We start from the raw sequence: 11,737 nt of genomic DNA on the forward strand, positions 1-11,737 counted from the left end.
GCTGCGTGCCTAAGGCCGATCCGTCTTCCGTACTGGCTTATGATCTTGATTCGGATCGTCTTGAACAGGGGCGTGATCGCCGTCATGCCGCTGCGGCACGGCGTGGGATTCTGTTCTCCCTGCGCAGACTGATCAGCCGGAAAGGGCCGTCTGATCCACGGCGGAAGCTCGCTTCTCCGCTGCTGGGGCGAATCCTTCTGCTGAATATCCTGCCGCTGGCGCTTCTGGCGGTGACGCTTCTGTTTCTTGACCAGTTTCAGAACAGCCTGCTGGAGACGGACGTTAACGCCCTGCGTGAGCAGGCGCATATCTACGCCGCCGCCGTGGGACAGTCCGCCGTCATTCCCGCGCCAAAAGTTGCTGGAAAGCCTGCTCCGGGCGGAGAGTTCGTGCTGGACCCATCGCAGGCCCGTCCGTTGCTGGCGCGTCTGACCGAGCCCAGTCCGAATGCCCATGCGCTGCTGTTCGATCCAGATGGAAAGCTGGTAGCCGATAGCAGGACGGAGCCTCGGCATCCGCCGAAAGCGATTGCTCCGGATGCGGCAACGGATGGGGTTCCCTGGGAGCCTCCTCGCAACAATGCACTGGAAACATTTTACGACTGGCTTCTGTCCCTGCTGCCGCTGACGTCCAGCGAGGGGATCGTCACGCTGGATACGCCGGATTCAGCAACCGATGGCCCACATGATGCGCAGCCTTTGCGGGCCCAGTCGGAGCTTCCGCCCTTTATCCGCCGCACCAAAGATCATCAGCTTGTGGTCACGGTTGTTGAGCCTGTGGTGCATGAAGGTCTGACGGTTGGGGAAATCCAGCTTACCCGTCATGCTCCGGAAGTGGACCGTTCGCTCTTTGCTGTGCGCTCTTCCATTCTGTCACTGGTGCTGGCTGCGCTTGTCGTTACCATTCTGCTGTCCTGGTATCTGTCCCTGACGATCGCACGGCCATTGCTGACACTTGCCCGGGCTTCGCATGAAATGCGGGAGTCGGACGGGCGTAAGGATCTGGTACCGGAGCGTCTTCTGGCGCGGCGGGACGAAATTGGTGTTCTGGCACGCTCCCTGCGAGGAAGTGCGCTCGCGCTTTGGGCGCGTATGGATGATATCGAGCGGTTCGCGGCCGATGTGAGTCATGAGATCAAGAATCCGCTGTCGTCGATCCGGTCTGCTATTGAAACGCTTCCAAGAATCGCCATCCCTGAACGACGTGACCGGCTACTGGGAATCATCAACAGTGATGTGAAGCGGCTTGACCGACTGATTACCGATATTTCGGATGCCAGTCGTATTGATGCTGAATTGTCGCGCGTTCGGCCCGAGCCTGTCTCTGTGGTCGCACTTCTCTCCATTCTCGCAGAAATGCATCAGACAACACGCAAGGAAGATGCGCCGATCCTGCGTCTGGATGTGCGCGATCAGGAACCGCCGCTGCGCGCCTTTGCCGTGGAAGACCGGTTGGTTCAGGTTCTGCGGAATCTGATTGGGAATGCGGTGTCATTTTCCCCGCCACATGGTGTGATTGCCCTGCATGCCAGCGCCCGGGATATTGCGGGAAATGGCCCTGGAACAGGGAGTGTGGTGGAAATTACCATCAGTGATCAGGGGCCGGGAATCCCTCCCGGAAAGCTCGAAAGCATCTTCGACCGCTTCTATTCAGAGCGGCCGCAGACTGAGCATTTCGGGCAGCATTCCGGGTTGGGTCTGGCCATTAGTCGTCAGATTATTCACGCGCTGCGTGGGAGTTTGTTTGCTGAAAACATTCTCGATGCTTCGGGCGCAGTCTCCGGTGCCTGTTTTGTTGTGCGGCTTCCTCGGGCTTCCTGATGGAGACGGGGAATAGTTCTGCGGCATTCCGTGGAGTGCTTCAAATCCACTGACTGGTATGCTGGTCTCCGGTTTGCCTCCGGCGTCCTGAAACAGAAGTGTGGAGGCAAAGGGCATGGCCAGCGTCAGAATGCAGAGGGGCGAGAGGCAATCCTTAACCATGAGGAGACGCAACAGGTCGTGCGGCAAGCAGGACATGTCCGACCCGATGATCCCGACGCTGATTGGTCCGAATGTCGCGCAGATCTGCCAAGGCGTTGTCTTTGGCGGACTGAACGCAATTCGAAATATCGTCCAGCGTCGTCATGTCCATGGGACTGCTGACAGAGCATACCGCCTGAGCAGCATCTTCAATACGGGTTTGGGCCTGCTTCCAGCCCTGTTCGTTTGTCAGGTCAATGTTCGTCACATCCACCTGTTGGCTAGAGGTCAGAGGAATACCTGTAAGCAGCAGGGGGGCTGCAATGCTTTGGGACACTGGTGCAAGCGTGAGTGCAGTCAGGAACAGGGCGCGGACGGGTAAAAATGTGCGAAGCATGGCAAGAGCCTTTCTGTCCAAAAGATGCGGCGATCCTGTCGCCTGCACATCGTTATGCAGAAGGTGTGCCAAACTCGATTTTCAGCAGTTTTTTCTGATTGAAAAATGCTGATCCGAAATTTTCCCTATAAAAACGGTCAATTTCGCCAGTTTGTGGTGAAGTACGCTGTTATGGGTGGGGACTAGCGATCAGGCTTAAGGCAATACGTTGGTTGGTATCTGGAAAACCCTGCACAATCCGGAGCGTGAGCGTGGGGCGGGCTCCAGCAAGAGCATCGCCGAGTGTGCTTTGACATTGACTGAAGCCATCACCTTCCCGAAGCATTGCTGCAACATGGCGTGTCTGATCCAGTGTCAGATCGTGCTTGGCCAGTTCTTCGGAAATAGCGTCTAGCGCGGCCTGGCATTCTTCCGAAAGACGTTGAGGACGCTCGCCTGCTGGCCCGAGGCCATTAAAATCCGTGCATGTCACTTCGTCACCGTAGACAGTGACAGTCTCGTGTCTGGAAAGTTCGCCCATATGATCCGTATTCCCGATCTGTCGTCAGAGGTTGCAAATTCCTCTCCGGACAAAGGCGCTGGCGGCGATGCAGCGCAGTCCGTTCCCCAGCCTTCTAAACCGGACTTGGAAGGGTCGCAATCCGTGTCATCTCGGCAACGGTTTCCTGATAGCGAAAATATTTATGCGTCCTGTGTTGTCCGGAACGGAAAAGCCATTCTGCTTTGCGGAGCGTCCGGGACGGGAAAATCGACTCTGGCTCTGCAGTTGATGGACGCGGGTTTTTCTCTTGTGGCGGATGATCGCGTTGTGATGCGAGGGGCTTATGCCAGTCCTCCGCCGCAACTGGCGGGGCTGCTGGAGGTGCGGGGCGTCGGCATTCTCAGGACATCTTTTGTCACGAATGCGCGAGTCATTCTGAAAGTCTTTCTTGGGGAGGAGGGCGCTCGCTTGCCGATACCCGAACGAGATCCACGGACGGGGGTGGTCGTTCTGCGTCTTAATGGTGGTTTTCCGGGAGATTTGAACCGTATTATTGCCGCCTTCAAAGCCTGCTGCGGGGACTATGAATGGTATGCTGGAGCGGGTGGTAAGGGGGCGGGACTCTGAAGCGGCGAAATAGTTCCTTATCGCTCGAAAAAGGGCTAGAGTAGGGTGCATGACACCGGCGAATATTCCCGAGTCCGAACTTTCGGCAGGATATGGTCCTGGTTCCAGACAGATCCTGATTGTTACAGGGCTTTCCGGCGCCGGAAAATCATCCATTCTACGAGTGCTTGAAGATCTCGGCCACGAAGTCGTGGACAATCCGCCTTTGCATCTTCTTGAAGCTCTGGCTGCACGAGGTGGGTCCCGTCTTGCGATTGGAATTGATGTTCGCAGTCGCGGGTTCGAGGCGTCCCGGGTGCTGGAGGAAATGGACCGGCTGAAAGCTTTGCCTGGCAGTCAGGTCCAGCTTCTCTATGCCACGGCAGAGCCGGAAATCCTTCTTCGCCGCTTTACAGCCACGCGCCGCCGCCATCCCCTTGTGACCAGTGGTACGATTCTGCCCGGAATTGAGCAGGAGACCCGGCTTCTGGCTCCTTTGCGGGCTCATGCGGATTTCGTCATCGATACGTCTGACCTGCCAGCGCCTGAACTGCGGCAATTGATCGAGACGCGCTTTGGTAGTGGCGCGGAAGATGGGTTGACGGTTGCCTTGATGTCTTTCGCTTATCCATCTGGCCTGCCCAGAGAAGCGGACATGGTGTTCGACGCACGCTTCCTGCGGAACCCTCATTACGATCCAACCCTCCAGCCCATGACGGGCCTTGATCAGGCTGTCGTGCAACACGTCAAGCAGGACCCGGCTTATCCGGCCTTCTTTAATCATGTACATGGTCTTCTCGATCTCGTGCTTCCGCGCTTTGTCGAAGAAGGTAAGAAATACGCCACCATCGCTGTGGGATGCAGTGGTGGGCGTCATCGTTCCGTCACCATCATTGAGGAACTGGCGCGCCTGCTTCCAAAAACGGCGCCTGTCGGCCCGATGATGGTGCTGCATCGTGAATTGGCCCGGAAAGGTCTCTCCTCCTGGCGTTGGGCCGTTCCGCCGCATAATCTGTCCGGGCAGGATAAATCTGCATGATCGGACTGATGCTGGTCACGCATGGCAGGCTGGGCGAAGTCCTGCTTGAAACCATGGTGCATGTCGTGGGGCCACAAGCCCAGATTGGAATCGTGGGTGTCGGCGACGATGACGACCCGGCTCTTCTGCACCCTGAAGCAGATAGACTATTGCATCAGCTGGACACGGGCGACGGTGTTCTTGTTCTGACGGATATTTTCGGAAGTTCACCGTCCAATCTGGCGCTGTCCCTTCGGAAACCGGGACACGTTGAAATCGTTTCTGGCGTGAATGTACCCATGCTGGTCAAGCTCGCGAAAACGCGGGCAGGACTGGATCTTGAAGGCTGCATTGAAAAAGCAACAATGGCCGGGCGCAAATATATCGCGGTTGCGTCCCAGCTTCCTGATCCCTGTCTTCACGGGGGGCCGCGCCCCTGTGTCATACCGGTCCCCTGATGAGCGAAACAGCCCTTGCCCCCCGCACCCTGACCATCGTCAATCGGCTGGGCCTTCATGCTCGTGCCGCAGCCAAGCTGGTCACGACAGCAGAGCGCTTTGATGCAGAAACGACGGTAGAGCGGGGGGGAAACGTCGTTTCTGCCCTTTCGATTATGGGGCTTATGATGCTGGGTGCCGGGGAAGGGGAGACGGTGACCCTGCATTCACACGGCCCACAGGCTGCTGAGGCGCTCGACGCTGTGGAAGCTTTGATTTCGGACGGATTTGGTGAGCGTGACTGAGCAGCCTTCCCGTTCCAGTCGGCCCAGAGCGTCCCGTTCACGCAAGACGCCTCCCAGTTCCACGACCCTGCACGGTAAGGCCATCACCCAGTCTATCGGGCTGGGACCTGCTGGGCGTGTTGAGGAACTGCCTCTTCCAGACATTACGGAGCGATATAGCAAGATCGGCCCAGAAGCTGAACTTGTCCGGCTGGATGCGGCCATTACGCGGGCGCTTCGCCAGATCGAGAAAATGCGGGACCGTCTGGTGGGTTTGCCGGAAGAAGGGCGCGAAGAAATCGCAACCCTGCTTACGGTTTATGAGCGCATGCTCGGCCCGTCCCGCCTGACGCGTCAGGTTCGGGCGCGGATCAACGAAGACCGACTCTGTGCCGAAGCAGCCGTGTCAGACGTCAGTGAGGCGCTGGCCCTTCAGGTCCTTAGGACTGCTGAAGCCATGGCGGGTGACCATGGCGCACAGGAACAGGATGCCAATTTCAGGCTTGCCGGAGAGTTTGAGGAAATCGGCCGCCGGTTGATCCGTAACCTCACGGGCGTGTCTTACAGGGCATTCTCCAGCCTGCCTCCTGGCTCGGTTCTTGTTGCTGAACAGTTGCGGCCTGCCGATGTCGCAATGATCGATCCGGCGCGGATTGCGGCTGTCGTAACCGAGGGCGGTGGCGGTGCAGATCACACCGCTATTCTATTACGCGCGCTTGATATTCCTGCGATTCTGGCTGTGCCCAATCTGATGGCACAAGTGAATGAGGGCGATATGCTCGTCGTGGACGGGCATCTTGGCACGATTACGCTTTCCCCGAACGAGACCGAACTGCGTCTGGCCCGTGAGGCTGCCCAGAAGGAAGCCAAGGAAAAGCGCGCTTTTGGCCGTCTGAAAAAGCTCCCGGCCCAGTTGCAGGGCGGCGAGCCGATTGAACTTCTGGCCAATCTGGAGCTTCCCGCCGAACTCCCCATGTTGCTTCGCAATGGCGCTAGGGGGATTGGCCTGCTGCGAAGCGAGTTCCTGTTTGGCGAACGGGATGATCTGCCTGATGAGGACGGCCAGACTGCCACCTACCGGTCCATTATCGAAGGCATGGACGGGCGGCAGGTCACGATCCGTGTTCTGGACTGGGGGGGCGAAAAAGGCCGTGCGTGTATGCGCCGTCTCGGTCTGGCGGAACAGGTCGCGGATGGCGATAACCCAGCCCTTGGCCTGCGGGGTATTCGTCTTCTCCTCCGTGTTCCGGATGTTCTGGAGACCCAGTTTGCTGCGATTTTAAGGGCTGCTGCGCCCGAAGAGGGCAATACGGCAATCGGTCCGGTCCGTATTCTTCTTCCGATGGTCACGTCTCCGGACGAAGTGTTGGAGGCGCGAGAAATTTACGAGAAGGTGGCGCGTCGTCTCAAACGCAAACAGGTTCCGCTGCCTGATGTGCTTCCCCCTCTCGGGATCATGGTGGAAACGCCGGCAGCCGCTCTGACGGCAAGCACGATGGCGCAACACGCTGATTTCATGGCGCTCGGCACCAATGATCTGACGATGTACACGCTGGCTGTAGATCGGGCGGATTCGATGGTGGCTGATCGATACAGCCCTCTTCACCCGGCGGTTCTTCAACTCATCGAAGCTACGGCTGAAGCGGCTTTGCGCACTCATCGACCCATCTCCGTCTGTGGAGAAATGGCGTCTGACCCCAGAGTGGTTGCACTTCTGATCGGTTTTGGCCTTCGGTCTTTTTCCATGAACTCGGCGTCTCTACCGCGCGTAAAACGCCTGATCCGCACCCTTAAGATGGAAGACTGCGATCATTTGCGACGACAGATCATGGTGGAAACAGATCCTGCAACCATTCAGTCCCTGATCCGGGATTTCTCGCTCTGACCAGTCGTTCTGGACGGTCTCTCTCGAAAAAACTGCCGCTCGATGCCATATAAGAGAGATCATGCCGGATTCGCCTTATGAGACCTCCCCCGCGGAGAGCCTGTCTTTTTCCCCATCCATTACAGCCCGTCTTGAACGGGCTGGGGACTGGTGTCGCCACCGTGGGCAACGCCTGACGGAAACGCGACGTCAGGTTTTGGGGCTGATCCTCTCTTCAGAAAAGCCTTCCGGGGCCTACGATCTGCTGGCCCGTCTGCGACCGGCGCATCCGAACGCTGCCCCGCCTACGGTTTATCGTGCGATAGATTTTCTTCTCGAACAGGGTTTGATTCACCGTTTGGAGCGACTGAGCGCTTTCGTTGCCTGTTCACACGCGACAGATTGCCATCATGGCTGTGATCATGGGGAATGGGGTGTTCACCGCGCGCAGTTCCTGATTTGCAAGTCATGTGGGCGGGCTTGGGAGTTGGAGCAGGAGACCATTGTGCCTGCCCTGATGCTTGCGGCGAAAGCTGTTGGCTTCCGTGCTGAAGCTGCCACGGTCGAAATTGAAGGTGTTTGCGCCGGGTGCCAGAAAGCTGCTCTTAGCGGCGGGCACTAACGGCAATGGGCGTGCGACGTTTTCCTCCGCCCGCCCTTCCGTTCACTGATCTTCCGCAGCAGCGTGCTGCCAAATCGCTTTCTTCTCGCCGAAATCGTACGCTTTCTCCTGAGAGCGTTCAGCCGGATCTGCTGGATTGGCAGCCCCCGCAGACGCATCTGTCTGTCCAGGAAACTGATGCTCACATTCTGGAGGCTGTAGGGTTTCGTCCGGCTTCGGGGGAAGCGTTTCTCTATGCCCTTCTGGACCTCTCTTACGCGCAGACCTTGATGGAACAGGGTTTGCCTCTTGAAGATCAGTTGGTCTTTCTCGAAGGCAAGGACGCCGTCAATGAACTTGCGGAACTGCCGCCAGAACAGGAAATCGGCATCCTTCGCGTACGCCGCAGGTTGATCCAGGCCTGGCTGGAGACACATCGCGACGGCGGGAAGCCATGCTATGTGCTGGTCTCAAAACAGCCTTCATCGGGCTGATAGCAAAGGGTAAAATGAATGACAGTACAGACAGGCTCAGGTCTGCTCGCAGAAGTGACGCGTGGCAGCCAGGTTGAATCGCGACATCTGGGGCGCGCCGTCGTTGTGGATGCGGACGGTGCGATTGTCTGGTCCTGTGGGGACGTGGAAACGCCCGTTTTCCCACGGTCTACCGTCAAATCCCTTTTGGCCATTGAACTTGTGGAAAGTGGTGCTGCCGATCGGCTGGGCCTGACGGCTGAAGCCCTGGCGTTGGCCTGTGCCTCCCATGGAGGAGAGGAGCCTCATGCAAAAGTTGCTGCCTCCATGCTGGCTGCGGCGGGGCGTGATGTGGAGGCTCTGGAGTGCGGAACACACTGGCCTACCTATGAGCCAGCAGCTCGGGCGCTCGCTGCTGCTCATCAAACGGCGTGTCCGCTTCACAATAACTGTTCGGGCAAACATGCTGGATTGATCTGCCTCGCCTGTGATCAGGGCGTGGACCCGACGGGCTATATCGACCCGTCGCATGAGATCCAGCGTCGTGTCACGGATGTTCTGGCAGCCATGACCGGAACGCCGCATACGGACGCTAATCGTGGAACGGATGGCTGTTCCATGCCGACCTACGCTGTCCCGCTTAAGGCTTTGGCGCATGGGTTTGCGCGGTTCGGAAGTGGGGTCGGCCTCTCCGCGGGCCGCGCTGGCGCTGCAAAGCGTTTGCGTGAAGCTGTGGCCGCCAATCCGTTCATGGTCGCGGGGACGGGACGATATGACACAACGGTCATGAACAATTTCGAAACTCGTGCGTTCATTAAAATGGGCGCCGAAGGCGTCATGATCGCGGCCTTGCCGGAGCAGGGTCTGGGTTTTGCTATCAAGACGGATGACGGTGCTAACAGGGCCGCGGAAGTCGCGATGTCTGCTCTGCTTCACCATTTTGGTGGCGAGGCACTCTGCCGGACGCCTCAGGATCATGCCGTCCTGACGGATACGGCGCGTCAGACGCTGCGGAACTGGCAGGGCGTGACGGTGGGCGAAATCCGGGCTGCCCTCACGATCTGAGTGCGATCGTGTTATAAAGATTACAGTTCTGACATCCACCAGACAGGTGGATGTTATTTTTTGGAAAGGAGTGTGCACCAGCATGACAGATCAGGGCAGGACCGTAGAACCCCCTCAGACAGATGACAGTGCGACGTCCGTTTTTGACGCAACACGCTTCAAGATTATTGCCATCGGTGTGATCGCGGCCCTCGCGGGATTGATGTCCGGTCTGGATATTGGTGTTGTGGCTGGAGCGCTGGACCTGATCGGCAAGGAATATCATGCGTCCACGCTGGCCCTTGAATGGGTTGTCAGTTCCATGATGGCTGGTGCGGCGGCTGGCGCTCTGGGCGCGGGGTGGCTGTCCCATCACCTAGGGCGCAAGCGGTCCCTGATCCTCGGTGCGGCGGTGTTCGTCGTCGGGACGCTGGGCTGTGCAATGGGGTGGTCTATTCCATCCATCATTGTCTTCCGCGTCATCATGGGAATCGCGGTTGGTATTTCGGCATTTACCGCGCCGCTTTATCTGTCCGAAATCGCCAGCGAAGAGTCTCGTGGCGCGATGGTCTCGACTTACCAGCTCATGGTGACAGTCGGCATTTTCGTGGCTTTCCTGTCGGACACCTATTTTTCCTATAGCGAAAACTGGCGCTGGATGTTTGGTGTCGCAGGTATTCCTGCAGTCCTGTTCCTGATCGGTGTTCTTTTTCTGCCATACAGCCCACGCTGGCTGATTATGCAGGGACGGCACAAGGAAGCCCGTGAAATCCTTGTAGACCTGCGAAACGACCCGCTGGAAGCCGCCAAGGAGATCCGTGCGATCCGCGAGCAGCTTGAAACCAAGCAGGAAGGCTTCAAGCTCTTCCGCACGAACAGCAATTTCCGCCGTTCGGTTGCGCTGGGCATCATGCTTCAGGCGATGCAGCAGCTCGCGGGTATCAATATCGTCATGTACTACGCACCAAACATTCTGGCCGCTGCTCATTTCGATGCTCACGCCCAGATGTGGTGTACGGCCATCATTGGCCTTGTGAACATGCTCGCGACATTTGTGGCTGTCGGGCTTGTGGATCGCTGGGGTCGTAAACCCATCCTCTACGCAGGGTTTACGGTTATGGCACTTGGAATGGGCATTCTTGCCATTCTGCTTCAGGGGGGCATGACAACGCAGTCTTCGCAGATTGCGGCTGTCTTTCTGCTTATGATCTTCTGTGCAGGGTTTGCGATGTCCGCCGGGCCGCTCATGTGGGTCTTGTGTGCTGAAATCCAGCCTCTCGGTGGTCGGGATTTCGGGATTGCCATGTCCACTTTCACCAACTGGATAACCAATCTTCTGGTGGGTGTGAGCTTCCTCTCTTTGATGAACACCATCGGGACAGGCGGTACATTCTGGCTCTTCGCTGGATTGAACGCACTCTTTCTGCTGCTCACCATCCTGTTTGTTCCCGAGACAAAGAGCATGTCTCTGCATGTGATTGAAAAGCGTCTGATGCAGGGCGTGAAGCTGCGTAAACTCGGTCGCTAACCCATCTGAATGAATTTTGTCTGACAAAGCGTCCAGCCCCTTGGGCTGGGCGTTTCTGTTATACACTGTCAGCTTAAGGAGGCTGTCATGAGCAATTTTTCTCTTTCGTCCGAAGGGCCAAGCCGCGGCGGGGTTTTTCTGGTCTACGGCCTGTATATTGCCCGTTTTTTCACAGGGATTTCCCTGCTGGCCGGGGTGATTCTGGCCTATATCCTTAAAGGGTCGAGCGCCGGGCTGGTGCGGTCTCATCTGAGCTGGCTCATTCGCCTGTTCTGGTATGACGTCGCCTTTATCATTGGGTGTGCGGTTCTGTTCGGAGCGTGTTTCATCACGGAGCCACCGGGCAGTTCAGGGCCAGGTCAGCTTCTGTTCCTTATTCCGATCGGCATTTTTGCGCTCTGGAACATCGCCCTTCTCGTCTCGTTGCTGTACGGCGTGCGTTCCCTGACGCAGGGCAAAGGACCACTTCCCGACCGTTTTCGTACATTGGGCGAATAAACTGGTGAAATCCGCCATTTGATCGTTTTCTGACGATCCTGTTTTTCCGGATTTGTCCTGAAAACCTAAAATGGCACGGTTTCTGCATGAATTCCTTTGTCGAGGGTCTTCCTCCAGAGGAGTTCAGTCATGTACACTACAGCAATGCCGGGTTACGGCCGGGTTTATCAGGATACAGGACGGGATTACGTTCTGCTGATCTATGCGTTGTATCTGGCCGGGTTTTTCACCGGCATTACCGCTTTCGTCGGTGTGACACTTGCTCACATGAGTCGCCGTTCCGCTACGGGTCTCAAGCGAGCCCAGTTGGACTGGCAGATCAGGCTGTTCTGGTATGGCTTTTTGGCGCTGGCTGCGATTGGGATGATCCATCTCATGGTGGCCGGGTTGGGCGCGATTACGGGTGGTCTGGGTCTGGTCTTCATGGTCATTCCCTGGGGGCTGACTCTGACGTGGGGGATCCTGACAGCCTGGGCGATTGTCCGAGGCATCCATGCCGCGCTCATGAATCGTTCCGTTGTGTCTTCCTCATCATTCTGATGTCA

General features: G+C 57.4%; 14 protein-coding genes. 12 read left to right on the forward strand and 2 right to left on the reverse strand.

Annotated features, from left to right (window positions below; all coding sequences use genetic code 11):
- The first annotated feature begins 5 nt into the window (after positions 1–5).
- Complete coding sequence (locus HKD32_RS05100; protein ID WP_061929692.1) at positions 6–1,820, forward strand: stimulus-sensing domain-containing protein; 1,815 nt, start codon at positions 6–8, stop codon at positions 1,818–1,820.
- Positions 1,821–1,974: 154 nt separating this feature from the next.
- On the opposite strand, the gene HKD32_RS05105 is transcribed toward HKD32_RS05100, so the two are convergent.
- Positions 1,975–2,430 (reverse strand): UrcA family protein, encoded by a 456-nt coding sequence (locus HKD32_RS05105; protein WP_228118780.1) that lies wholly within the window; start codon positions 2,428–2,430, stop codon positions 1,975–1,977.
- Between the two features lie 97 nt (positions 2,431–2,527).
- Complete coding sequence (locus HKD32_RS05110) at positions 2,528–2,878, reverse strand: hypothetical protein (RefSeq protein WP_061929689.1); 351 nt, start codon at positions 2,876–2,878, stop codon at positions 2,528–2,530.
- On the opposite strand from HKD32_RS05110, the gene HKD32_RS05115 reads away from it, so the two are divergent.
- The 11 genes from HKD32_RS05115 (at position 2,879) to HKD32_RS05165 (ending at position 11,732) form a co-directional block, all read left to right on the forward strand.
- Positions 2,879–3,466, forward strand: coding sequence for an HPr kinase/phosphorylase (locus HKD32_RS05115; protein ID WP_061929685.1), 588 nt, complete (start codon positions 2,879–2,881; stop codon positions 3,464–3,466).
- 49 nt (positions 3,467–3,515) lie between these two features.
- Positions 3,516–4,484, forward strand: a complete 969-nt coding sequence (rapZ, locus tag HKD32_RS05120) for an RNase adapter RapZ (protein WP_010503493.1) — start codon at positions 3,516–3,518, stop codon at positions 4,482–4,484.
- Positions 4,481–4,921, forward strand: a complete 441-nt coding sequence (locus HKD32_RS05125) for a PTS sugar transporter subunit IIA (RefSeq protein WP_010503494.1) — start codon at positions 4,481–4,483, stop codon at positions 4,919–4,921. The genes rapZ and HKD32_RS05125 overlap by 4 nt, the downstream gene beginning before the upstream one ends.
- A complete protein-coding gene (locus HKD32_RS05130) occupies positions 4,921–5,205 on the forward strand; it encodes an HPr family phosphocarrier protein (protein WP_061929679.1) in 285 nt (94 codons plus the stop codon). The genes HKD32_RS05125 and HKD32_RS05130 overlap by 1 nt, the downstream gene beginning before the upstream one ends.
- Complete coding sequence (ptsP, locus tag HKD32_RS05135) at positions 5,198–7,069, forward strand: phosphoenolpyruvate--protein phosphotransferase (RefSeq protein WP_061929676.1); 1,872 nt, start codon at positions 5,198–5,200, stop codon at positions 7,067–7,069. Before HKD32_RS05130 ends, ptsP begins: the two co-directional genes overlap by 8 nt.
- A gap of 61 nt (positions 7,070–7,130) precedes the next feature.
- Entirely contained in the window at positions 7,131–7,670 is a 540-nt protein-coding gene (locus HKD32_RS05140; protein ID WP_010503497.1) for a Fur family transcriptional regulator, read from the forward strand.
- Positions 7,671–7,675: 5 nt separating this feature from the next.
- Complete coding sequence (locus HKD32_RS05145) at positions 7,676–8,143, forward strand: magnesium transporter CorA family protein (RefSeq protein WP_061929673.1); 468 nt, start codon at positions 7,676–7,678, stop codon at positions 8,141–8,143.
- A gap of 18 nt (positions 8,144–8,161) precedes the next feature.
- Positions 8,162–9,187 carry an asparaginase gene (locus HKD32_RS05150; protein ID WP_061929670.1) on the forward strand — a complete coding sequence of 342 codons (1,026 nt, stop codon included), beginning with the start codon at positions 8,162–8,164 and terminating at the stop codon, positions 9,185–9,187.
- A gap of 82 nt (positions 9,188–9,269) precedes the next feature.
- The gene (locus HKD32_RS05155; protein WP_061929667.1) at positions 9,270–10,694 is read left to right on the forward strand and encodes a sugar porter family MFS transporter; all 1,425 of its coding nucleotides are present in this window, start codon (positions 9,270–9,272) and stop codon (positions 10,692–10,694) included.
- 87 nt (positions 10,695–10,781) lie between these two features.
- Positions 10,782–11,192: a hypothetical protein gene (locus HKD32_RS05160; protein ID WP_023943982.1), complete on the forward strand. Its 411-nt coding sequence runs from the start codon at positions 10,782–10,784 to the stop codon at positions 11,190–11,192.
- Positions 11,193–11,321: 129 nt separating this feature from the next.
- The gene (locus HKD32_RS05165) at positions 11,322–11,732 is read left to right on the forward strand and encodes a hypothetical protein (RefSeq protein ID WP_023943980.1); all 411 of its coding nucleotides are present in this window, start codon (positions 11,322–11,324) and stop codon (positions 11,730–11,732) included.
- Positions 11,733–11,737 lie beyond the last annotated feature (5 nt).

The organism is Gluconobacter japonicus, assembly GCF_015244665.1.
Classification (GTDB): domain Bacteria; phylum Pseudomonadota; class Alphaproteobacteria; order Acetobacterales; family Acetobacteraceae; genus Gluconobacter; species Gluconobacter japonicus.

Bases quoted from the DNA above. Each gene is read 5' to 3' on its own strand.
- HKD32_RS05165 (WP_023943980.1), top strand. From the start codon at position 11,322: ATGTACACTACAGCAATGCCGGGTTACGGCCGGGTTTATCAGGATACA.
- rapZ (WP_010503493.1), top strand. From the start codon at position 3,516: ATGACACCGGCGAATATTCCCGAGTCCGAACTTTCGGCAGGATATGGT.
- HKD32_RS05130 (WP_061929679.1), top strand. From the start codon at position 4,921: ATGAGCGAAACAGCCCTTGCCCCCCGCACCCTGACCATCGTCAATCGG.
- HKD32_RS05155 (WP_061929667.1), top strand. From the start codon at position 9,270: ATGACAGATCAGGGCAGGACCGTAGAACCCCCTCAGACAGATGACAGT.
- HKD32_RS05110 (WP_061929689.1), bottom strand. From the start codon at position 2,878: ATGGGCGAACTTTCCAGACACGAGACTGTCACTGTCTACGGTGACGAA.
- HKD32_RS05160 (WP_023943982.1), top strand. From the start codon at position 10,782: ATGAGCAATTTTTCTCTTTCGTCCGAAGGGCCAAGCCGCGGCGGGGTT.
- HKD32_RS05150 (WP_061929670.1), top strand. From the start codon at position 8,162: ATGACAGTACAGACAGGCTCAGGTCTGCTCGCAGAAGTGACGCGTGGC.
- HKD32_RS05115 (WP_061929685.1), top strand. From the start codon at position 2,879: ATGATCCGTATTCCCGATCTGTCGTCAGAGGTTGCAAATTCCTCTCCG.
- HKD32_RS05145 (WP_061929673.1), top strand. From the start codon at position 7,676: ATGGGCGTGCGACGTTTTCCTCCGCCCGCCCTTCCGTTCACTGATCTT.
- HKD32_RS05140 (WP_010503497.1), top strand. From the start codon at position 7,131: ATGCCGGATTCGCCTTATGAGACCTCCCCCGCGGAGAGCCTGTCTTTT.
- HKD32_RS05125 (WP_010503494.1), top strand. From the start codon at position 4,481: ATGATCGGACTGATGCTGGTCACGCATGGCAGGCTGGGCGAAGTCCTG.